General features: G+C 74.8%; 16 protein-coding genes. 7 read left to right on the top strand and 9 right to left on the bottom strand.

The annotated features are described in order from the left end of the window. Genes SK069_RS06150 through SK069_RS06140 form a run of 3 tightly spaced genes read left to right on the top strand, consistent with a single transcriptional unit; the run spans position 1 to position 3,826 of the window. Entirely contained in the window at positions 1–1,695 is a 1,695-nt protein-coding gene (locus SK069_RS06150; protein WP_319953318.1) for an FAD-binding protein, read from the top strand. Beyond that, positions 1,695–2,900: a succinate dehydrogenase/fumarate reductase iron-sulfur subunit gene (locus SK069_RS06145; RefSeq protein WP_319953317.1), complete on the top strand. Its 1,206-nt coding sequence runs from the start codon at positions 1,695–1,697 to the stop codon at positions 2,898–2,900. The genes SK069_RS06150 and SK069_RS06145 overlap by 1 nt, the downstream gene beginning before the upstream one ends. Positions 2,901–2,902: 2 nt before the next feature. Beyond that, on the top strand, positions 2,903–3,826 hold the full coding sequence (locus SK069_RS06140; protein WP_319953625.1) for a CoB--CoM heterodisulfide reductase iron-sulfur subunit B family protein: 924 nt from the start codon (positions 2,903–2,905) through the stop codon (positions 3,824–3,826). Between the two features lie 126 nt (positions 3,827–3,952). Here SK069_RS06140 and SK069_RS06135 read toward each other — a convergent pair whose 3' ends face one another. Further along, positions 3,953–5,515 (bottom strand): right-handed parallel beta-helix repeat-containing protein, encoded by a 1,563-nt coding sequence (locus SK069_RS06135; protein WP_319953316.1) that lies wholly within the window; start codon positions 5,513–5,515, stop codon positions 3,953–3,955. A 259-nt stretch (positions 5,516–5,774) separates the two neighbouring features. On the opposite strand from SK069_RS06135, the gene SK069_RS06130 reads away from it, so the two are divergent. Then, positions 5,775–6,164, top strand: coding sequence for a hypothetical protein (locus tag SK069_RS06130; RefSeq protein ID WP_319953315.1), 390 nt, complete (start codon positions 5,775–5,777; stop codon positions 6,162–6,164). Positions 6,165–6,243: 79 nt separating this feature from the next. Here SK069_RS06130 and SK069_RS06125 read toward each other — a convergent pair whose 3' ends face one another. Together SK069_RS06125 and SK069_RS06120 are read right to left on the bottom strand one after the other, a co-directional pair. Further along, positions 6,244–7,542, bottom strand: a complete 1,299-nt coding sequence (locus SK069_RS06125) for a DUF1501 domain-containing protein (RefSeq protein ID WP_319953314.1) — start codon at positions 7,540–7,542, stop codon at positions 6,244–6,246. A gap of 2 nt (positions 7,543–7,544) precedes the next feature. Continuing rightward, on the bottom strand, positions 7,545–8,873 hold the full coding sequence (locus SK069_RS06120) for a DUF1800 family protein (RefSeq protein WP_319953313.1): 1,329 nt from the start codon (positions 8,871–8,873) through the stop codon (positions 7,545–7,547). Positions 8,874–9,474: 601 nt separating this feature from the next. Here SK069_RS06120 and SK069_RS06115 point away from each other — a divergent pair. Further along, complete coding sequence (locus SK069_RS06115; RefSeq protein ID WP_319953312.1) at positions 9,475–10,431, top strand: phosphate/phosphite/phosphonate ABC transporter substrate-binding protein; 957 nt, start codon at positions 9,475–9,477, stop codon at positions 10,429–10,431. An 11-nt stretch (positions 10,432–10,442) separates the two neighbouring features. Here the strand turns inward: SK069_RS06115 and SK069_RS06110 are convergent, their stop codons facing one another. Further along, positions 10,443–11,111 carry a response regulator transcription factor gene (locus SK069_RS06110; protein ID WP_319953311.1) on the bottom strand — a complete coding sequence of 223 codons (669 nt, stop codon included), beginning with the start codon at positions 11,109–11,111 and terminating at the stop codon, positions 10,443–10,445. 10 nt (positions 11,112–11,121) lie between these two features. After that, on the bottom strand, positions 11,122–12,453 hold the full coding sequence (locus SK069_RS06105) for a sensor histidine kinase (protein ID WP_319953310.1): 1,332 nt from the start codon (positions 12,451–12,453) through the stop codon (positions 11,122–11,124). A gap of 161 nt (positions 12,454–12,614) precedes the next feature. On the opposite strand from SK069_RS06105, the gene SK069_RS06100 reads away from it, so the two are divergent. Further along, entirely contained in the window at positions 12,615–13,802 is a 1,188-nt protein-coding gene (locus SK069_RS06100) for an alpha-hydroxy-acid oxidizing protein (RefSeq protein ID WP_319953309.1), read from the top strand. Positions 13,803–13,891: 89 nt separating this feature from the next. After that, on the top strand, positions 13,892–14,872 hold the full coding sequence (locus SK069_RS06095) for an NADPH:quinone oxidoreductase family protein (protein WP_319953308.1): 981 nt from the start codon (positions 13,892–13,894) through the stop codon (positions 14,870–14,872). Between the two features lie 29 nt (positions 14,873–14,901). Here SK069_RS06095 and SK069_RS06090 read toward each other — a convergent pair whose 3' ends face one another. The 4 genes from SK069_RS06090 to SK069_RS06075 are packed head-to-tail and all read right to left on the bottom strand — an operon-like array spanning position 14,902 to position 20,853. After that, positions 14,902–16,485 carry an alkaline phosphatase PhoX gene (locus tag SK069_RS06090; RefSeq protein ID WP_319953307.1) on the bottom strand — a complete coding sequence of 528 codons (1,584 nt, stop codon included), beginning with the start codon at positions 16,483–16,485 and terminating at the stop codon, positions 14,902–14,904. Continuing rightward, positions 16,482–17,480, bottom strand: a complete 999-nt coding sequence (locus SK069_RS06085) for a hypothetical protein (protein ID WP_319953306.1) — start codon at positions 17,478–17,480, stop codon at positions 16,482–16,484. The genes SK069_RS06090 and SK069_RS06085 overlap by 4 nt, the downstream gene beginning before the upstream one ends. Continuing rightward, a complete protein-coding gene (locus tag SK069_RS06080; RefSeq protein WP_319953305.1) occupies positions 17,477–19,177 on the bottom strand; it encodes an alkaline phosphatase D family protein in 1,701 nt (566 codons plus the stop codon). Before SK069_RS06080 ends, SK069_RS06085 begins: the two co-directional genes overlap by 4 nt. Next, positions 19,174–20,853: an alkaline phosphatase D family protein gene (locus tag SK069_RS06075; RefSeq protein ID WP_319953304.1), complete on the bottom strand. Its 1,680-nt coding sequence runs from the start codon at positions 20,851–20,853 to the stop codon at positions 19,174–19,176. The genes SK069_RS06080 and SK069_RS06075 overlap by 4 nt, the downstream gene beginning before the upstream one ends. Between the last annotated feature and the right edge of the window lie 55 nt (positions 20,854–20,908).

Raw genomic sequence — 20,908 nt, 5'->3', positions numbered from 1 at the left:
ATGCCCGCACACGACGTCCTGATCATCGGGGCCGGCCTGGCCGGTCAGCGCGCAGCGCTGGCCGCCGCCGACGCCGGCGCCACCGTCGCGATCATGAGCAAGGTCCACCCGGTCCGCTCCCACTCCGTGGCGGCTGCCGGCGGGATCAACGCTGCGATCAACCCCGCCGACGACTGGCGCTCCCACGCTTTCGACACCGTCAAGGGCTCGGACTACCTCGGCGACCAGGACGCGATCGAGGTCATGACCTCGGAGGCGCCGAACGAGATCCTGCACCTGGAGCACATCGGCGTCACGTTCCACCGCAACGAGACCGGCCACCTGGACCTGCGCGCCTTCGGCGGCGCGTCGATGAAGCGGACCGCCTACGTCGCCGACATCACCGGCCAGGCGATCCTCCACGTGCTCTACGAGCAGCTCATGAAGTACAGCGATCGGGTCGATCGCTACGAGGAGTGGTTCAACACCTCGCTGATCCGCGGCGAGAACGGCCGCTGTCAGGGCGTCGTGGCGCGGAACATCCGCACCGGCGAGATGCAGACCTTCGTCGCCAAGACGGTGATCCTCGCCACCGGCGGCGTCGGCCAGGCCTTCAAGCCGACGACGAACGGCCTCATCTGCACCGGCGACGGCATGTCCCTCGCGTACCGCCTCGGCGCGCGCCTGATGGACATGGAGATGATCCAGTACCACCCGACGACCATGACGGCCAACGGGTTCCTCATCACCGAGGGCGCCCGCGGCGAGGGCGCGCACCTGCGCAACGCCGACGGCGAGCGGTTCATGGTCCACTCGGCGCCGAACAAGATGGAGCTCGCCTCGCGCGACGTCGTCTCGCGCGCGGAGCAGAAGGAGATCAACGAGGGCCGCGGCACCGGGCCGCTCAAGGACTCCGTCCTCCTCGACGTCACCGTCGTGCCGAAGCACCGGATCCTCGAGGCGCTGCGGGAGATCGTGAACCTCGGTCGCGACTTCGCCGGCATCGACATCACGCGCGAGCCGATCCCGGTCCGCCCGGGTCAGCACTACACCATGGGCGGCGTGAAGACCGACGTCGACGGCGAGACCGACATCCCGGGCCTCTACGCGGCCGGCGAGGTCGCGTGCGTCTCCGTCCACGGCGGCAACCGCCTCGGCGCCAACTCGCTCCTCGACACGCTGATCTTCGGCCGTCGCTCCGGCGAGCACGCCGCGAAGGTCGCCCAGTCGATCCCGATGCCGACGGTCTCCGACGCCCAGCTGCGCGACGACCAGAAGGAGATCGCGGCGATCATCGACCGGCCCAAGACCGGCCGGCGGGTCTCCGAGATCAAGGAGGAGCTCGGCGTCTCGATGAACCAGTACTGCGCCGTCTTCCGCGACGAGGAGGGCATGCAGAAGGGGCACGAGATCGTCAAGCGGCTCCAGGAGGAGGCCAAGACGGCCTACATCGACGACCGGGGCACGGTCTTCAACCAGGACGTGCTCGGGGCGCTGGAGCTCGGCTTCATGCTCGACTGCTCCGAGGCGATCGTCGCCTCCGCGCTCGAGCGCAAGGAGTCGCGCGGCGCGCACTCGCGCACGGACTTCACCGAGCGGGACGACGACAACTGGCTCTTCCACCTCACGGTGGAGCAGGACGGCGACGGCGGAGCGAAGCTCGGTCAGGCGCCGGTGACGATCACGCAGTGGCAGCCGATGGAGCGGACGTACTGATGTCGACGATCGACCACACGACGAACGGCACCACGGGCGCGGACGACGCGCCCGAGGGGATCGAGCAGTTCACGCTGCGCCTGCGCCGCTACGACCCGGAGTCGGGCGAGGCGGCGTACTACGAGGAGTTCGAGATCGAGCTCGAGCCCCACCGCTCGGTCCTCGACGGGATCCTCCAGGCGAAGGCCCAGGAGGACGGCTCGATCGGCATCCGCTGCTCGTGCCGCGCCGCCATCTGCGGCTCGTGCGGCACGCGGATCAACGGCCAGCCCGGCCTCGCGTGCCACACGCACCTCTCCGAGGCGATGGCGCGGTCCAAGGACGGCAAGATCACGGTCGAGCCGATGGGCAACATGCCCGTCATCAAGGACCTGATCGTCGACATGGACGCGGTCCACTGGAAGAAGCAGGCGCGGGTCACCCCGTGGCTGCTGCCCAGCGAGCCGCTCCCCGAGCGCGAGCACATCGTCCCGCGCGAGTCGATGGTCGACGTCACGCAGTCGATGGCGTGCATCCAGTGCGGCGCCTGCGTCTCGGACTGCCTCTCGATGGAGATCGACCCGCTCTTCGTCGGTCCCGCGGCCCTCGCGAAGACGTACCGCTTCGTCGGCGACCCGCGCGACAGCCGCCACGCCGAGCGGCTCTCGAACCTCGCCGAGGACCCCCACGGGATCTACGCCTGCACCCACTGCTTCAAGTGCGTCGAGGCGTGCCCGAAGGGCGTCGCCCCGATGAACCAGATCATGCGGCTGCGCCGGATCGCGTCGCAGGACCACCACATCGTCGACCGCAACAACGGCGAGCGCCACGAGATGGCGATCGTCAACAGCGTGAAGCGGTACGGCACGCTGAACGAGGCGAAGATGGTGCCGGACTCCTACGGCGGCCCGCTGCACCCGGCCGCGGCGAAGGAGCTCCTCTCGTCGCTGCCGGTGATCACCACCGCGCTGCTGCGCCGGAAGGTCACGCCGAAGAGCGCGCTCTTCCACCACAAGCTCCCCGACCAGGACCAGATCAAGCGGATCTACCGCGAGGTCGGCGAGCGCGAGGGCCGGCTCGAGTTCAACCTCTACGTCGAGCAGCCGGACGAGGACGACACCGCGCCGACCTCGCACGCGGAGCGCGCCGGGGCCGACGAGGGCTCCGCGAGCCCGACCCCGAGCAAGGGCCTGACCGAGGCCGAGACCGCACAGAAGGACGCGTGAGCATGAAGGTCGCCTACTGGCCCGGCTGCGTCAGCCGCGGCTTCACCCCCGAGCTCCACGGCTCCGTCGCCGCCGTCGCCCCGAAGCTCGGCATCGAGCTCGTCGAGCTCAACCGCGCCAGCTGCTGCGGTGCCGGCGTCATCGCCGAGCACAGCCAGGAGCTCGCCGACTCCCTGAACGCGCGCACCTTCGCGCTCGCGCAGCAGGAGATCGAGAAGGGCGCGGACTTCATGATGAACATCTGCTCGACCTGCCAGGGCGCGCAGACCGAGTGCCAGGAGCGCCTGGACGCCTCCGCCGCGTACCGCGACGAGGTGAACAAGCACCTGACCCCGGAGGGCCTGCAGTACGCGAAGGGCCTGGTCAACAAGAACTTCCTCTGGGTCCTCGTGGAGGAGCTCGGCCTCGACGAGCTGCGCTCGATGGTCACGCGGCCGCTCACGGACCTGAAGGTGGGCCCGTTCTACGGCTGCTACATCGTCCGCCCGACCGACCGGCTCGACATCTCGGCCGAGAACCCGCGCGACCGGTACCTCGAGCAGGTCATCGAGGCGCTCGGCGGCACCGTCGTGGACTACGCCGGCGCGCAGAAGTGCTGCGGCTTCCCGATCTCCCTCATGCAGAAGGAGACGTCGTTCAAGATGGCCGGTCGCCACCTCGGCGACGCGAAGGACCAGGGCGCCGACTGCCTCGTCACGCCGTGCCCGCTCTGCCACCTGAACCTCGACATGCAGCAGCCGGTCGTCTCGCGCACCGTCGGCCGGGACCTGCAGATGCCGGTCCTGCACCTGCCGCAGCTCGTCGGCCTGGCCCTCGGCATGGCGCCGAAGGAGCTCGGCCTCGGCAAGCACGTCGTGAAGCCGACCTCGGTCATCGACTGGTCGACCTCGGTCGTCGGCGCCGTCGGGAGCCTCTCGGCCGCCTGAGCGCCCCTCCCTTGCCCGTCCCGCGCCGCTCCGGCCGGGAGACGACGAAGCCCGGCGCCGCGCGCCGGGCTTCGTCGTTCTCGTGGCGGGCCCGGGACGCGCGGCGCGCTCCGGGCCGGCGCGGCCCTACTGCGCCTCGTGGAAGCCGCGCGTCGGGGGAGCCGTGGACGGGACGGGACGACCGAAGTAGTCCCGGCCGCCGTTGCCGGGGATCAGCGCGCCCGTCCCGACGGCCGGGGAGGTCGGCGCCACGCCGTAGCCGGCGACGTTGCCGATGCCCGAGGGCGCGTCGTCGGACGGCGCGAGCATCTGCGGGTCCGCGGTGATCTTCTGCGGATCGGCCGGCTCGCCCGCGGTGTGGTTGCCGTAGATGAGGTTGTTCGCGATGGTCGTGCCGGACCCGCGCGGGAACGCCCAGGTGCCGGTGCCGTGGTTCACGACGACGTTGTTCCGGAACCACCAGCTGTTGTTGTTGTCGCCGCTCCAGCCCTGCTGGGCGATCGGCGGCGCGTTGAGACCGGGCTTGATGTAGATCGTGTTGTTGTAGATCTTCGAGCCGTTCAGCAGCCCGCTGGACAGCGACACGATGCCCTTGTCGCCGGCGAACCCGTCGTTGACGCTGAGGTTGTAGCGGACGGTCGCGTCGCTCCCGGAGCCGAGGCCGCCCATCAGCAGGATGAATCCGCCCTCGTTGTCGTGGGAGTAGTTGTGCTGGACGATCGTGTTCACCGCGAACAGGTCGACGTCGTAGCCGTGACCGTCGACGACGTGCGTCTGGACCCCGGACACCTCGTTGAACTGCATGAGCGTGTTCGTCGTCTTGGCCACGAACATGCCGACCGTGCCCGGCTGCGAGCCCGACGCCGTGACGGATCCGGCGCCGTCGATGACGTTGTGCTCGATGAGGTTCTCCTTCGAGCCGCGCAGGATGATCCCGTCGCTGTCGATGTCCTTCAGCCGGTTGTGGGTGATCGAGACGTTCTTGCTCAGCGCGTCCTGGGAGACGAAGTAGAAGAGGAAGCCGGTCGAGTAGTCGTCGAAGTTGATCCCGGTGCGGCCGACGTCCTGCACGACGTTGTCGGTGATCAGCACGTCCTTCCAGCTGCTCGCGCCGTTCCCGAGCCCGTTCATCGTGTCGGCGACGACGGAGATGCCGCCGTTCGTCTGGCCGTTCGCGCCGTTGCAGTTGAAGCAGCCGTTCACGTCGTGGACGTAGTTGCCCGTGATCGTGATGCCGCGCTTCAGCGTCCCGCTCGTGTTGTTCACGAGGATGCCGACGCGGTTGCTGCCCACGACGTTGTCCGTGCCGTTGTCGTTGACGACCTCGAGGCCGCTGATGGTCCAGTAGCTCTGGTTCACGAGCGACACGGCCGCCCCGCCCGCGCCGCCGCCGGCGACGTTGCGCCCGTCCACCACGGGCTTGCGCTCTCCGCCGCCGTAGTTGCCGATCGTGATCGGGTTGCCCTCCACGCCGGAGCCCTTCGGCTTCAGCTGCTCGACCCAGGTCTGGTCGGTGTGCAGGAGGATCCGGTCGCCCGCCGCGAAGGTCTTCGCGTTGACCTTCGCCAGGGTCTTCCACGCCGCGGCCGGGCTCGTGCCCGCGTTGGCGTCCGACCCGGCGGCGGCGTCGACGTAGTAGTCGGCGGCGCTCGCGGAGGTGGCGAGGCCCAGCGCCGCCGCGCCTGCCACCGACATCGTCCACAACGACCTGCGAAGCCTGCTCATTCCTGGTGCTCCTTGCTGGGGGATGCGTCCGCCGCCGGACCCGACGACGCCCGGCGACGACACGGACAATGACTGTAATATCGTCCGGCCGACGGTACACTACGGTCGCCGTCGCGGGCAAGGCGTGGTCATTCGGTGATCGCCCTGCCCGTCGATGGGCGGGCTCCTGCAGCAGCGGTCGCGACGACCGCCGGTCCACGCCGCGCCAGCTAGGGTGGCGGGCGTGGACGAGCGCCGCCACCCCGCCCCCGCCTCCGGCGTTCCGCGTCCGCCGGCCGCGCGCCGGGCGCCCGTGGAGGATCCCGCGCGCCGATCCCCGCCGCGCGGCGAGGACGGCCGTCCCTCGATCGTGCCCGGACCACCTCGACCGCTGATCCCGGACGCGCTGCGGGCCGACCGCGGCGGCGGGGCGCCCGTCGAGCTGCCCGACGACCTCGTCGCCCGGCTCGATGCCGCGCGCACCCGGCTGCGCGCCGCGGCCGAGGTCGAGCGCGGCGTGCCGCCGGTCGAGGTGGCGCCGCTGCCCGACGCCGACGAGCTCCGCGCGCGACTGGACGCCGCGCGTCACCGCCTGCGCCGCCCCGGCGGTCGCCGCGGCGGCCTGTCGGGCTGACGCGGCGCCGCGACGGCCGGCGCGCCGTGCGGCGGCGGGCGTGCGACGCCCACCGCGGCGACCGCGGGCGCCGATCGCGTCAGGCGAGCAGGGCGTAGCGCTCCAGCCGGTCCGCGCCCGGCACGATCGGTCCGGCGTCGGCCTCCAGCCACTCCTCCAGCAACGAGCAGTAGAGCCCCCGGTAGTCGACGGTCGCGCGGAGGTTGCCGTCGGGATCCAGCGACGCGAGCCCGGGGAACGCGCCGAGCTGGCCGCCCCGCACGCGCGTGCCGAGGAGCATCGCCACGCCGCCGGCGCCGTGGTCGGTCCCGACGGAGCCGTTCTCCTCCGGCCGACGGCCGAACTCGCTCCACACGAGGGTCAGGACGCGGTCGGCGATCCCCCGACGCTCGAGGTCGGACTGGAACGCCTCGAGCGCGCGGCCGACCTCGTCGACCTGCCGTCCGAACGACCCGTCCTGGTTCGCGTGGCTGTCGAAGTCCAGCGCGGCGTCGATCGTGCCGCAGCGGATCGGCAGCCCCGCGCCGAGCAGGCGCGCCATGTCCGCCAGCCGGGTCCCGAGCCGACCCTCCGGATACGTCTCGGGACCGTCGGCGAAGCGGGCCTGGAGCTGCCCGTGCAGGTCGACGGCGTCGCCGTGGACGGCGCGGGCGGCGTCCAGCACGGGGTCCGGGGACGTCCCGCGTCCGAGCGCCGCGAACGCCCGCAGCAGCTCGTCGTGGAACGGCCCGCCGTCGATCCCCGGGGTGGCGATCCGGTAGTCCTGGGGCCGGTCGGTCGCCGCGACGGAGACCCGCGACGCGGCGAGCATCGGCGAGATCGTCTCGCCGAGCGTGAGGCCCTGCAGCGGGTTGTGGTCGGTGCCGACGACGTCGAGGTAGCGCCCGAGCCAGCCCGTCGTCCCCTGCGGGTCCGTCGCGCCCACCTCGTAGAAGTGGCGAGAGGTGAAGTGCGAGTGGTTCGGCCCGTCGTAGCCGACCGCGGGCAGCAGCGTGAGCCGCCCGCGGTCGTGGAGGCGCTTGAGCGACGCCGCCGCCGGATGCCAGCGCAGCTCGTCGGTCCCCCGCATCGCGAGCGTCGTCGCCGGATCGACCCACAGCTGCGGACGCAGCCGGCGGTCGTAGCGCCGGTCGTGCTGCGGGGGTGCGAGGCTCAGCCCGTCGACGCCGCCCGAGAGCGAGACGCAGACGAGGACGCGGTCGGCCGGCGACGCGGCGGCGACCGCCTCCGCCACCCCCTGCGGGGAGAGCGCTCGCCCGCCGAAGAGCGTGAGCCCCAGGCCGATGCCCGACAGCAGCACCGAGCGCCGGGTCAGGCCGCGACCGGCGGGTACGGGGCGGCCGGGCTCGACCGGCCGGCAGCAGGCGATGTCGCGCATGGTCAGCAGACCTGGCAGTCGGGGGCGGTGACGAGGAGGTGGCGCAGCACGTCCTGGCGCAGGGCGTTGCGCGCCGAGGGCGAGAGGCCGACGACGCGCGCCATGCGCGCGGCGGCGGTGACGAGGGCCGCCGCGGTGTCCGCGGCGATCGGCGGGTCGTCCCAGTGCCGCAGCGCCATCGCGACGGCCTGCTCCGGCGTCTCCTCGGCGAGGTATCCCTCGTCGGCGCCGAGCTCGTGCCCCTTCAGCGCGAGGTGCGCGAGCTGCCAGCGCGCGCGCCAGGTGGCCGTGTCGAGCCAGCGGTCCTCGCGCCAGCCCGCGATGCTCGGCGGCTGGAACAGGCGCTGCCCCGCCTGGCGGCCCACCTCCGGCCAGCCGATCGACTCGATCCCCCGCCCGAGCGCGCGCAGCATGCCCGCCGCGTAGACCGCCGGCGGCTTGACGAGCGCCGGGCCCTCGTAGACGGCGGGGTGCATGAGGATCGCCTCGACCACCGGCAGGACCGCATGGTCGCGCTCGACGTAGAGGCGCTCGAGCGCCCGACGCTGGCCGTCGGACGGCGGGACCGCCACGAAGGCCGACCAGAGCTTCAGGACGAAGAAGCTCGGGTGCAGCGGGTGGGCGACGCAGGCGTCGACGACCGCCTCGGGCCGGTAGCGGTCGCGCCGCGCGAAGAGCTCCTTCTCGCCGTCGTCGTGCCGGGCGGGATCGAAGCGGAAGTCCTCGTAGCCCCGGTCGGGGTGGTAGGAGGACGCGTAGCCGGTGAGCCCGCGCGCCGCCTCCCGCACGTCGCGCTCGGTGTAGGCGCCGCGGTCGGGGCCGAGGGCGTAGAGCTCCATGAGCTCCCGCGCGTAGTTCTCGTTCGGCCGGCCTCGCTGGTTGTCGTCGCCGTCCAGCCGCACGAGCATCGCGCCGTCGCCGGTGACCGCGAGCAGCAGGTCCCGGAACGAGCCGCGGCCCACGCGACGGAAGAGGTCGACGTGCTCGCGCATGAGGGGCCACGAGCCGACGAGCTCGTCCGAGACGCCGAACCAGTCGTGGAAGAGCAGCGCGAGGCGCTCGAGGAACGGCTGGTCGGAGCGGACCATGCGATCGAGCCAGACGAGGTGGTCGTACGGGAAGCGCGCCGGATCGATCGGCTCGCCGAGCTCCGTGACGGGCTCCGGCCCGACGAGGCGCGCGGGGCCGGTGACGCGCGTGAGCGCCGCGACGGCGCCCTCGAGGCCGAGCGCGGCGAACGCCGGGGCCTGCCCGCGCAGGGGGCCGAAGCCGGCGCGCCAGAGCAGCCGCTCGGCCTGCCGGGGACCGAAGGGCCCGCGGTAGCGCTGCACGCCCTCCGGGACCGGGTCGCCGGACGGCGGCGGGACGTCCGGCGGGGGCGGAGGCGGCGGGGGGTCGGGCAGTCCCGGGACCGGCGTTCCCGCCGGCAGGGTGGGAACGCCCTTCGCGGGAGGCGACGGCGCGGGGGCGCTCGGCGTCGGCTTCGCGGGCGTGGACGGCCTCGGCTTCGGCTTCGGACGAGCGGGCTTCGGGCGTGGCCGCCGGGGCTTGGGCGCCGGGCGGCAGACGCGCTGCCGACGCCCGCGGACCCGGCGGGTCCGGCACCGGCGGGCGCGGCGGGAGGGGGTCGCGCGCCGCCGCCGGCGCGGCTTCGTCTTCGTGGCCATCGCGGCGCGACGGTAGGTCCGAGCGCGCCTCGGTCGCATCGGGGAGGTCCCCATGCGACACCGGGCACTGGACGGACGACCGGCGACGCCGCCCGCCGGTGTCCGCTCGCGGGCGACCGCCGGGCGCGTCCCGCTCGCGACGCCCGCCCGCCCGCCGCGGCGCGGGACCGCCGCGCGACCACGAGCCGTGCGCCGCGACGACCGCGAGCGGCGGACCCCGGTCGCGGGCCCTGCGCCTCCCTCGGCCTGCGAGGATCCGCCTTCGATGTCGCCCCGGCTCGCCCCGTCCCCGGTCCTCCGGCGCCTGCTCGCGGTCGCGCTCGGCGCCGCGCTCGTCGTAGCCCTCGCCGTCGCCGCGCTCGGCGGGCGCGCCGCCGCGCAGGACGAGCCGGTCGAGCGCTTCCCCGAGGGATCGTGCAGCCGCGCCGCGGTCCGCTTCGGCGTCGTGGTGCCCGACGGCGGCGAGGGCGGTCGCGCCGCGGCGCAGCGGCTGGCCACCGACCTCGGCGAGCTCCTCGCCTGTCCGGTCGAGCTCGTCCTGCGGCGGGACCCCGGCGAGCTCGTCGCCGGTCTCGCGCTGCACCAGATCGACCTCGCCCAGCTCGACCCCGAGGCGCTCGTCGTCGCCAACCGGGTGGCCGGGATCGGGCCGATCGTCGCCTACGGCACGGGACTCGGCGAGCCCGCGCGGGGGTCGGCGGCCCGCATCTGGGTGACCCGCGACGGGGCCCGCCGGCTCGCCGACCTCCGCGGGGGGCGGGTCGCGCTCGGCGTCCCCGGAACGGCGGGCGGCGACCTGCTGCCGCGCCGCGCCCTGCAGGCGGCCGGGCTGCGGGCCGGCGCGGTGACCGGTGCCGGCGACGTCCGGCTCGCACCGCCCGCGACCACCGACGCCGAGGCGCTGGCGCGCGTTCGCCGGGGGCGCGTCGACGCCGCCGTGACCACGGGCCCGGTCGCCGACGCCGACGCGCGGGGCCTGCGCGCCGCCTGGAGCTCGCCGCCGCTCCTTGGCGACGTGCTCGCCGCCCGGCCCGGGCTGCCCAGCGCGCTGCGGCGCCGGCTCGGGGCGGCCCTGCGAGCGCTCAGCGGCGTCTCGCTGCTCCCCCTCGCGCGTCGGGCCGGCATCGACCAGCCGACCGGTCTCGTCAGCGTGCCGCTGGACCTCTACGGCCCGATCGCGGACGCCCTGGACCACCTCACCGCCGCCGGCCTGCGGCCCTAGGGCGCGCCGGCTCAGCCGTCGCCGTCGGCGCGCAGCAGCGCGAGCACGGCGAGGACGCGGCGGTGGTCGCCGGACGACGCCGGCAGGTCGAGCTTGCCGAGGATGCTCGTGACGTGCTTCTCGACCGCCCCGTCGGTCACCACGAGCGCCTCGGCGATGCCGCGGTTCGAGCGGCCCTCCGCCATGAGCCGCAGGACCTCCTGTTCCCGCGGCGTGAGCGTCGCGAGCGGATCGTCCGCACCGCTGCCCGCGCGCCGCCGGACGACGAGCTGGGCGACGACCTCGGGGTCCAGCGCCGTCCCGCCGCCCGCGACCCGCTCGCACGCGCGCACGAACTCGCCCGGCTCGGCCACGCGGTCCTTCAGGAGGTAGCCGATCCCGCCGCGGCCGTCGGCCAGCAGCTCGGCGGCGTAGGTCCGCTCGACGTACTGCGAGAGGACGAGCACCGGCTGCTCGGGCCGCCGGGCGCGCAGCTCGAGCGCGGCGCGGACGCCCTCGTCGGTCTGGGTCGGCGGCAGGCGCACGTCGAGCAGCGCGAGGTCGGGCTCCAGCGCCGTGCCGCGGCGCACGATCTCCTCCGCGGTCTCGACCGCCGCCACGACCTCGTGGCCGTGGTCGCGCAGCAGGCGGGTCAGCCCGTCGCGCAGCAGGGCGTGGTCTTCGGCGATCAGGACGCGCACGGCGGGAGCTTCATGGCAGGCAGGGGATCGTCGCCCGCAGCACGGTCGGACCGCCGGCGGGGCTCGTGACCTCGAGCATGCCATCGACGGCGGCGACGCGGTCCCGCAACCCGGCGAGCCCGCCGCCCGGGGCGACGACGGCCCCACCGGCGCCGTCGTCGCGGATCTCCACCTGCAGGATCCGCTCCGTCCCGCGGACCGTCACGGAGCAGGCCGTCGCGCCGGCGTGCTTGGCGGCGTTCGTCAGGGCTTCGGAGACGACGAAGTACGCGGCCGTCTCGGCGCTGGCCGGCGGACGACGCTCGAGCGCCACGTCGAGCGCCACCGGCAGCGGCGAGCGCGTCGCCAGGGCGGTCAGCGCCGCGTCGAGCCCGCGGTCGGCGAGCACCGAGGGCGCGATGCCGCGCACGAGGTCGCGCATCTCGGCCAGCGCGCGACGCGCCTCGTCGCGCGCGCCGCGGACGAGCTCGCGCGCCTTCTCGGGGTCCTCCTCCAGCCGCTCCTCCGCCATGCCGAGGTCCATGGCCACCGCGACCATCCGCGCCTGGGCGCCGTCGTGGAGGTCGCGCTCGATCCGCTTCAGCTCGGCGGTCGCCGCGTCGACGGCTCCGGCGCGGGTCTCCTCGAGGTGGCTCACGCGGCGCTGCAGCTCGACGCGCTCGTCCCCCAGCAGCGCGCGCTCCAGCGCGAGCGAGACGATCGTCGCGCCGCGGCAGAGGCCGTAGACCGGGACGATCGCGACGAGGCCCAGCGGGATGCCGAGCAGCGCCGACGGCAGCGCGTCGACGTGCGACCCGGGGATCGCGAAGACGTCGACGCCGTCGGGCACCGCCCAGTACCAGAGCGGCAGCGTCAGCAGCCCGAGCGGCAGCGCCCAGAGGCTCGAGGCGACGAACGCCGCCACGGAGACGGGGAACTGCAGCACGAGGTAGGCGAGGTCCTTCCAGCGCCGGGCGTCGCCGGCCATCGCCTGCGCGGCGCCGAGCCAGCCCGCGCCCCGCACCGGGCGGTAGGCCCCGCGGATGGGCTCGGGATCGACGATCAGCGCCCGCCGCCGCTCGATCTCGGCGCACCAGCGCAGGACCTCGCTGGAGAGCATCGCGATCGGGATGCCAACGATGAGCACCAGCAGGCCGATCGAGAGCGAGAAGAGGGTCACCGCGATGCTGAAGAACGCGGTGCCGGTCGCCATCCCGAGGAGGAGGTAGGCGAGATCGCGCCAGGCGCGGTCGGCGTGCGGCCGCAGGCGGCGCCCGGCGGCGGCGAGCCGCTCGTCGATCGTGGGCGGGTCGGGGTCGAGGGCCATGGTCGTCGCGGTGGGCGGGTCGGGCGGGGAGGCCATGCCCCCACGGTGCCGAGCATCGCACGCGCTGTCGCTGCGGCGCCCCTGCGAGTCGGGGTGGGGTTCTCCCCCGGGTCGGCGCGGTCCGCGGCGGCGCCTCGCGTGCGGGCGTGCCGGTGTCGGCGCGGGCGCGCTCCCGGTCGCGGGATAGCGTAGGCGTCGTGAGCGCGACCGACCCGCCCCTGCCCTTCGGCCTCTACCAGTTCGAGGTCTACGCGAAGGGGCTCGGGGCCGAGCGCCCGGAGCTCGCCACGACCTTCGACGCGCTGCAGGAGCAGGCGCGCGCGGAGCTCCCCGAGGCCGCGTACGCGTACGTGGCGGGCGGCGCGGGCGAGGAGCGCACGATGCGCGACAACCGCGCGGCGTTCGACCGCCACCGCCTGCTGCCGCGGCTGCTCGGGGAGGTCGCCCAGCGGGACCTGCGCACCACCGTCTGCGACACGCAGCTCAACGGCCCGGTGATCCTCGGGCCGGTCGGCGTGCTGTCGATCGTGCACCCCGACGGCGAGCTCGCCGTCGCGCGCGCGGCGAACGAGCTCGGCGTCTGCCACGTGCTCTCCAACGCCGCCTCGACGACGATCGAGGACGTGGCGGACGCCTGCCCCGACGCGCCGCGCTGGTTCCAGCTCTACCCGCCGAACGACCCGGAGGTCCGCCGGAGCCTCGTGCGCCGTGCGGAGGCCGCCGGCAACGAGGCGATCGTCGTGACCCTCGACACGCTCACGATGCCGTGGCGCCCGCGCGACATCGCGCAGGCGTACCTGCCGTTCCTCGTCGGCGAGGGGATCGCGAACTACCTCGCCGACCCCGCGTTCCGGGCGAAGCTCGAGCGGACGCCGGAGGAGGACCCGCAGGGGGCCGTCGGCATGTGGGCGCAGACGTTCCCGAACCCCGGCATGACCTGGTCGGACTTCGCGGCGCTGCGCGAGGAGACGTCGCTGCCCCTGATCGCCAAGGGGGTCCTGCACCCCGACGACGCGCGGCGCGCGGTCGACCTCGGCGCCGACGGGGTCGTCGTGTCCAACCACGGCGGACGGCAGGTCGACGGCTCCGTGGCGTCGCTGGATCAGCTCCCCGACGTCGTGGCCGCCGTGCCGGACGAGACGGCGGTCCTGCTGGACAGCGGCGTGCGGACCGGCTCGGACGTCCTGAAGGCGCTCGCGCTCGGGGCTCGGGCGGTGCTCGTCGCGCGGCCGTGGGTCTGGGGTCTCGGCCTGCGCGGCCAGGACGGCGTGCGCGAGGTCGTGCGGTCGCTGCTGGCCGACGTCGACCTGACGCTGGCGATGTGCGGCCGCGCCTCGCTGGAGGACGCCGCGTCCCTGCTGGCACCCGGCCACGACCGCGACTGACCAGCCGACGCGCGGGGCCGCGCACGGTCGTGCGATAGCGTCCGGCCCCCGTAGGTACCAGCGGGTACCGCCGATTTCGAGGAGCACCGATGCAGGCCCAGCAGATCACCGAGCTCACCGGTCCGGACACCGCGCTGACGCTCGCCGACCTGGACGAGCCGACGGCGCCGCTGCAGGGCGGCGAGGGCGTGATCATCGACGTTCGCGCGGCCGGGGTGTCGTTCCCGGAGCTCCTGCAGTCCCGCGGCGAGTACCAGTTCAAGGCGCCCCTCCCGTTCGTGCCCGGCAGCGAGGTCGCGGGCGTCGTGCGGACCGCGCCGGAGGGGTCCGGCTTCGCGCCCGGCGACCGGGTGGCCGCCTTCACGTTCCTGGGAGGGTGGGCCGAGGTCGCCGCGGCGCAGCCGGCGATGACCTTCCCCATCCCGGACTCCTGGTCCTTCGCGCAGGGCGCCGCGCTGATCCTGAACTACCACACGGCCTACTTCTCGCTCGTGACGCGCGGACGCGTGCAGTCCGGCGACTGGGTCCTCGTCCAGGGCGCGGCGGGCGGCGTGGGCACCGCGACGCTGCAGGTCGCCAAGGGCCTCGGCGCGCGGACGGTCGCCGTCGTGTCCAGCGACGCGAAGGCCGAGGTGGCCCGTGCCGCCGGCGCCGACGTCGTGGTCCGCAGCGACGGCCCGTGGAAGGACGAGGTGCTCGACGCCACCGATGGCGGCGTCGACGTCGTCATCGACCCGGTCGGCGGCGATCGCTTCACCGACAGCCTCCGGTCGCTGCGACGCGCCGGGCGCCTCGTCGTCGTCGGCTTCACCGGCGGGGAGATCCCGACGGTGAAGGTCAACCGCCTGCTGCTGCGCAACACGGAGGTCATCGGCGCCGCATGGGGCGAGTGGTTCTTCGCCGAGCCGTCGATCGGGCCGCGGATCGGCGCCGCCCTGCAGCCGCTGATCGACTCCGGGGCGATCGACCCGCCGGTCGGGGCGACGTTCGGGCTCGCCGACGCCGCCGAGGCGCTGCGGACGCTCGACGAGCGGCGCGCGACCGGCAAGGTCGTCCTCGAGCTCGGCTGACCGCGCAGCGACCGCGGTCGCTGGCGGCGCTAGCGCCGGCGGCCGCGGATGCGGACGCTGCGGCGCCGAACCGCACGCGAGCCGTCGGCCTGACGGACCGCGACCTCGAGGGTCGCCGCCGTCGCGCCGCGCACCGCGCGCACCGCCGCGCGGGTCGTCCCGTTGCGCGGCCGCAGGCGCAGGCTCGTCGCGCCCGCGGCCAGCTGCCGATCCTGCCGCGCGACGGTCACCGTCCGCAGCCGGCCGTTGCGCCGCACGCGCGCCTTCAGCACCGCCGTCACCGCGACGGGGCCCGCCGCGGTCAGGCGCACCCGCAAGCCGTCCTGCAGGAGCGCCGTGCTGGAGATCGCGCTCGCCGCCGTCAGGCCGAGCAGCGCCGGGTCGACCGGCGCGGGGCCGCCGCCGGTCGGCCGCGCGGTCCGGAACGGGCCGGAGATCTCGTAGACCGCGCCGACGCCGCCGGCGCGCTGCGAGCCGAAGTACATCCGCGACCCGTCCGGGGAGAACGCCACGCCGGTGATCTCGCTCTCCAGCTCGCTGGGCAGGAAGTGCTCGCGGCCCGTGAGCTTGCAGAAGCGCGCGACCTCGCCCTCCGGCGTGATGAGGCAGACGTCCATCGCGTCGGGGTCGTTGTCGTAGCTGTCCTCGCAGACGTAGACGTCGCCGGAGCGCGAGACGGTGACGTTGTCGACGCCCTGCAGCGGCGAGCCCGGCGCGTCCGCGCGCCGGTAGAGGATCGAGATCCGCTGCGTCGTCGTGTCCAGCGCGTGGATCGTCTCGTCGCCCGTCGTGGCGACGTAGACCGTGCCGGCGTCGAACCAGATGCCCTCCGCGCGCTCGAACCGCGTCGCGCCGGCGACCTGGTCGCGAGTCGCCCTCCCCCGTGCCGCCGGATCGGGCAGCGGCGTCCAGGACACGCTGCCCTCGCCGCCGGTCCCGGTGACGGTCGCGACCTCCAGCCGGCCCTGGGACAGGTCGGGGTAGTGGTCGGGGACGAACCGGTAGAGGCAGCCGTCACCGCGGTCCTCGGTGAGGTAGACGTGCTCGTGGACCGGATCCACGCAGGCGGCCTCGTGCTTGAAGACGCCCATCGCCGGGCGGACGACCGGCTGCGTGCGCCCGGTCGGGTCGCACTCCCAGACCCGGCCCTCGTCGACCTCCTCGCAGGACAGCCAGGTGCCCCAGGGCGTCGGGCCGCCGGCGCAGTTCGTCGACGTGCCGGTGAGGATCCCGTAGGCGTCGACGATCCGGCCGTCCTTCGCGTAGCGGATGGCGGACGCGCCGCCGATGAGGGGCACCTCGCTGTTGACGACCTGGATCCAGCCGCCGTCGGGCGTCGGGAACGTCGCGCTGCCGTCGGGGAAGAGCGGCAGGACGTAGCTCGTGCCGGGGACCGGCTGCAGGCTGCGCGCGACGACCCGCGAGCGGAAGCCCTTCGGCAGCCGCACGCCGTTGGCGTCGGGCGCCAGCAGCGGGCCGTACGGCCCCGCGCCGGTCTGCGCCGAGGCCGCCGTCGCCGTGGCCGAGCGCCAGAACGCGGACCCGAAGCCCGCCGCGAGCGTCGCGGCGCCCGCGGCGAGGAGCGCCTCGCGCCGACGGAGCGTCGCCGTCATCGGCCCCGGCCTCGGAAGATCCGGGCCGCCCGCGACGCGGTGCTCGGCAGCGCCTTGCGCGCGAGGCGCTCGGTCCGGAAGGGGCCGCGCAGCAGGACGGCACCCGGATCGGTCGACTCGGGGCTGTCCACGCCGAGCCGGATCCAGAGGACGCCCTTGCGGCGCGCCCGGACGGTCGTGGCCACGCGCGGGCCGTCGGCGTCGCTCGCGCAGGCCAGCGCGCGGTCGCCGGTCGGCCGGCCGCGGAACGCCGTGACGGTCGTCGCGCCGCCCGCGACGGCCAGCGCGTAGCGCCCGGCCTTGCGGATCCGCACCGTGCGCCAGACGGCGGCCTGCGAGAGGCAGCGGGGCTGGGCCGGGTCGCCGCCGACGAGCGTCGCGCCGCGCAGCGCGACCGACGAGGGACGCCCGAGGCGGATCGACGGGGCCGCGGCCGGCTCGAGGCCGCGCGGTGCCTCCGCGAGCCGGACGGTGCTCTGCGCGAGGGTCGTGACGACGTCCTCCGGCGCGTCGCCGTCGCGCCACCCGACCTGCACGAGCACGGCTTGGCCGGCGCCCACGACGGCCGTCGCGCCGGCCGCCTCGTCGCCGCGGCTGCCGTCCCCGACGGTCTCGCGCCCGGCGCAGGTCGTCGGCTCCGTCGTCACGTCGCGGCGCCCGGCGGGCTGGACGTAGAGCGCCAGGTCGGGCACCGCCGTGCTCATGCTCGGCGCGGCCTCGACGGTGATCCGGCGAGCCGCGTCGGCGGCCGGGACGATCGCCCAGGCGGTCCGGGCGAAGCTCCGCGGACCGAGGCATCGCGGCGCGGCGTCCGGCCCCGCGCCGTCGAGGCGCAGCACGCGCTGCCGCGCCGCGACGGGGCCGTTCTCGGCGGTGACCGGCTCGAAGCTCAGGGCGCCCGCGGCGTCGTCGCCGGGGACGGCCGCGCCGGCGACCGCCGGCACGGCGAGCGCCGCCAGCGTGGCGGCGGTCGGGATCAGGACGGTCGTCCTCATGGGGCGCTCCGGGTCGTCGTCGTACGGGTGCCGGCGCGGGAGCGCGCGCGGCGGGCGCGGGCCTCGGCCGCCTCCCGGCGGCGCGTCGCGTCGCGCTGGGCCGCCCGGGCCACCGCGTCGCGGCGGCGGGCCAGGGCGCTGCCGGCGGGCGCCGGCGCGTCGGCGGGATCCTCGCCGAGGATCCGCGCGCCGCGGATCCCGCTGCGCGTCGCCTGCTCGAGCCGGTTCTCGCCGGTCCGCTGGACGAACGTCGCGAGCGTCCGCGACGGCGCGCGGTCCTTGCGGATGTCGGACACGCGGTACTCCACGCGCAGCTCCCGCGCGTCGGCCCGGGCGATCGCCCAGCCGTGCAGCGCGCCCTCGAGGAAGGAGATGTGCGGGTTGACCGTGCGGATCACCGGCGCCGCGATCCCGTTGAGGCTCTCCGGGATCCCCGACGAGGTGACGGAGCCGCCGATGTACTCCGTGGCCACCGAGCGTCCCTGGTGGACGAGGTGGTTGGCCATGTAGATGTGGATGTCGCCGGTGAGGAAGGCGACGTCGTCGATCCGCTTGCTGGCGAGGTGCGTGAGGATCTCGGTCCGGTCGGCCGGGTAGCCGTCCCACTGGTCGGGGTTGACCGTGAGGCCTTCCGCGCCGGTCAGCACGACGCCGAGCGGGGCGATCATGTCGGGGTTGCCGACGAGCTTCCAGCGCGACGGGCTCGTCTGCAGCCGCGCCTTGAGCCACTCCATCTGGCGACGCCCGAGGATCGTGGGCGGGCTCACGGGCCGGCCCTCCTCGCTCGTGCGGTACTGGCGCTCGTCGAGCATGAGCAGCTCGGCGGTGCGTCCCAGGCGCAGGCCGCGGTAGACCCGCTGGCGGTCCCCCGCGATCCCCAGCCGCGGCAGCCACTCCGTGTGGACGCGGTAGCCCGCCGCGCGCTGCTGGCGCGATGGCGCGGGGTCGCCGTCGGTGTAGTCGTTCTCGACCTCGTGGTCGTCCCAGGTGTGGACGACGGGGTGCAGCCGATGCAGCTCGCGCAGGCCCGGGTCGCTGCGGTACAGGCGGAGCTTCGCCCGGTAGCTCGCGAGGTCGTTCGACGCGGGATCGACGTAGCCGGGACGGTTCAGGCGCGAGGACTGGTCGTTCTTCGTCTCGTCGTACTCGTACGTGTAGTCGCCGAGGAACGCGTAGAGGTCGAGGTCGTGCGTCAGCGCGTCGTGGTGCGCGTTGAAGAACCCCGTCGGCAGCTTCTGGCAGCTCGAGAACCCGAGCGCGATCGCGGTGGCGCTGTCGGCCGGCGGGGTCGTCTTCGTGCGGCCCACCGGCGAGACGTCGTCGGCGGACTGCCAGGCGTACCAGTAGTGGCGGGCCGGCTCGAGGCCGTCGATCCGGGCCTTCAGCGTGTGGTCGACCGCCGCGGAGGTCGGCACGACCGTCGTGGCGACGACCTGGCGCAGCTCCGCGTCGCGGGCGACGACGAGCCGCGCGGCGCTGCGGGGGCGGTCGGTCCGCAGCCTGCTCCAGAACGTCACCGCGGTCGGGCCCGGCTCGCCGGACGCGACGCCGTCGGCGAACCGGCCGCGCCCGAGCGTGCGCGCCCCGCCGCCCGGCAGGAGGCGGGCGTGCGCCGGGGTCGTCCAGGCGAAGGTCGCGGCGAGCGCGGTCCCCGTCCCCGCGACGACGAGCTCGCGACGGCTGCTGCCCCGCGTCATCGGCCGCTCCGGGCACGGTCGGCGCGCAGGGCGCGCTCGGCGGCGCCGCCGCGGGCGCGGCGCTCGAGGTCGCGGGTCGCGGCGCGATCGATCCGGGCGGCGCGCGCGGCGAGCGGGGTGCCGGGCGCGACCGGCGCACGGGCCGGGTCCTCGCGGAACGCCCGGTCGCTGGCCCGGGTCGCCCCGGCCACCTGGGTCACGCGGTTCTCGCCGCGATCCTGGCGGAAGCGGGCGAGCGTCCGGCTCGGGGCGCCGCTGACGACGGAGTCGCTGGCGCGGAACTCGATCTCCAGCCGCTGGTCCGAGGCGCGCGCGACGGCCCAGCCGTGGTGCAGGCCGTCGAGGAACCTGATGTGCGGGTTGATCCCCCGGACGACCGACGCCGTCGTGCCCTCGAGGACGTCGAGGCCCGGCGAGGTCACCGAGCCGCCCATGTACTCCGTCGCCACCGATCGACCGCCGATCATGAGGTCGTTGGCCATGAACATGTGGACGTCGCCGGTGAGCAGCGCCACGTCGTCGATCCGGCTGGCGACGAGGTGCTGCAGGACCTCGGTCCGCTCGTGGGGGTAGCCGCCCCAGCCGTCGAAGTTGATCGGGTCCACCAGCCCCTCGCCCGTCGGGTTGAGCCCGAGCGGGGCGAAGAGGTCGGGGTTGCCGAGGAGCTTCCAGCTCGCGTCGGTCGTCGCGAGGCGCCCCTTCAGCCACTCCATCTGCCGGCGGCCGAGGATCGAGCGGCCGACGACCGCGACGTCGCGGTACTGGCGCTCGTCCAGCATGAGGAGCTCGACGGTCCGTCCGAGACGCAGCCCGCGAAAGAGCCGGAAGCGGTCGCCCGGCACCGCGATCCGCGGCATCCACTCGAAGGACGCGCGGTAGCCCGCGTTGCGCTGCTGCGCCGACGGCGACGGCTGGCCGTCGGTGTAGTTGTCGGCGACCTCGTGGTCGTCCCAGGTGTGGATCACCGGGTGCAGCCGGTGGAGCTCCCGGAGCGCCGCGTCGGCGCGATAGAGCCGCAGCTTGTCGCGATACGTCCGCAGGTCGACGGAGGCGAAGTCGACCCCGCCCTTGCCGCGCAGGTCGCCGTAGTCGCCGAACGCGTACTCGTACGTGTAGTCGCCGAGCTGGACGTAGAGGTCGAGGTCCTGCGCCGCCGCGTCCGCGTGCGCGTTGAAGAAGCCGTGCGGGTAGCTCTGGCAGGACGAGAAGCCGACGGCGACGGCCTGGCGGCTGTCGGCGGGCGGCGCGGTCTTCGTGCGTCCGACCGGCGAGACGTCGTCGGCGGACTGCCACGCGTACCAGTAGTGGCGGCTCGGCTGCAGGCCGCCGACACGGGCCTTCAGCGTGTGGTCGACCGCCGAGGAGGTCGGCACGAGCGTCGTGGCGACGACGTCGCGCAGGCCCTCGTCGGTCGCCACGACGAGCCGCGCGGCGCTGCGTGGCCGGTCGGTCCGCAGGCGCCCCCAGAAGGTCACCGCGCTCGGCCCCGGCTCCCCGGACGCGACGCCGTCGGCGAAGCGGCCGCGTCCGAGCCCCCGGACCTTGCCGGTGGCCAGCAGCCGGGCGTGGGCAGGGGTGGTGAGCGCACCGGCGGCGCCGAGCGCGAGCAGACCGGCGCCGGTGGCGACGAGCTCGCGCCGGGTGGCACCGGAGCGGGGACGTGATGAGCGATCCATGGAGGGCAGCGGCGCGGGACCTCGCGCCACCGACGGCGGAGTCTCCCCGCCGGCC

It is taken from the genome of Patulibacter brassicae (genome assembly GCF_033949425.1).
GTDB lineage: Bacteria > Actinomycetota > Thermoleophilia > Solirubrobacterales > Solirubrobacteraceae > Patulibacter > Patulibacter brassicae.
The sequence above is the reverse complement of the archived record's forward strand: the minus strand, read 5'-3'. Positions and strand labels throughout refer to the sequence as shown.

Bases quoted from the DNA above. Each gene is read 5' to 3' on its own strand.
- SK069_RS06150 (WP_319953318.1), top strand. From the start codon at position 1: ATGCCCGCACACGACGTCCTGATCATCGGGGCCGGCCTGGCCGGTCAG.
- SK069_RS06145 (WP_319953317.1), top strand. From the start codon at position 1,695: ATGTCGACGATCGACCACACGACGAACGGCACCACGGGCGCGGACGAC.
- SK069_RS06140 (WP_319953625.1), top strand. From the start codon at position 2,903: ATGAAGGTCGCCTACTGGCCCGGCTGCGTCAGCCGCGGCTTCACCCCC.
- SK069_RS06125 (WP_319953314.1), bottom strand. From the start codon at position 7,542: ATGCGCGACATCGCCTGCTGCCGGCCGGTCGAGCCCGGCCGCCCCGTA.
- SK069_RS06115 (WP_319953312.1), top strand. From the start codon at position 9,475: ATGTCGCCCCGGCTCGCCCCGTCCCCGGTCCTCCGGCGCCTGCTCGCG.
- SK069_RS06105 (WP_319953310.1), bottom strand. From the start codon at position 12,453: ATGGCCTCCCCGCCCGACCCGCCCACCGCGACGACCATGGCCCTCGAC.
- SK069_RS06095 (WP_319953308.1), top strand. From the start codon at position 13,892: ATGCAGGCCCAGCAGATCACCGAGCTCACCGGTCCGGACACCGCGCTG.
- SK069_RS06090 (WP_319953307.1), bottom strand. From the start codon at position 16,485: ATGACGGCGACGCTCCGTCGGCGCGAGGCGCTCCTCGCCGCGGGCGCC.
- SK069_RS06085 (WP_319953306.1), bottom strand. From the start codon at position 17,480: ATGAGGACGACCGTCCTGATCCCGACCGCCGCCACGCTGGCGGCGCTC.
- SK069_RS06080 (WP_319953305.1), bottom strand. From the start codon at position 19,177: ATGACGCGGGGCAGCAGCCGTCGCGAGCTCGTCGTCGCGGGGACGGGG.
- SK069_RS06075 (WP_319953304.1), bottom strand. From the start codon at position 20,853: ATGGATCGCTCATCACGTCCCCGCTCCGGTGCCACCCGGCGCGAGCTC.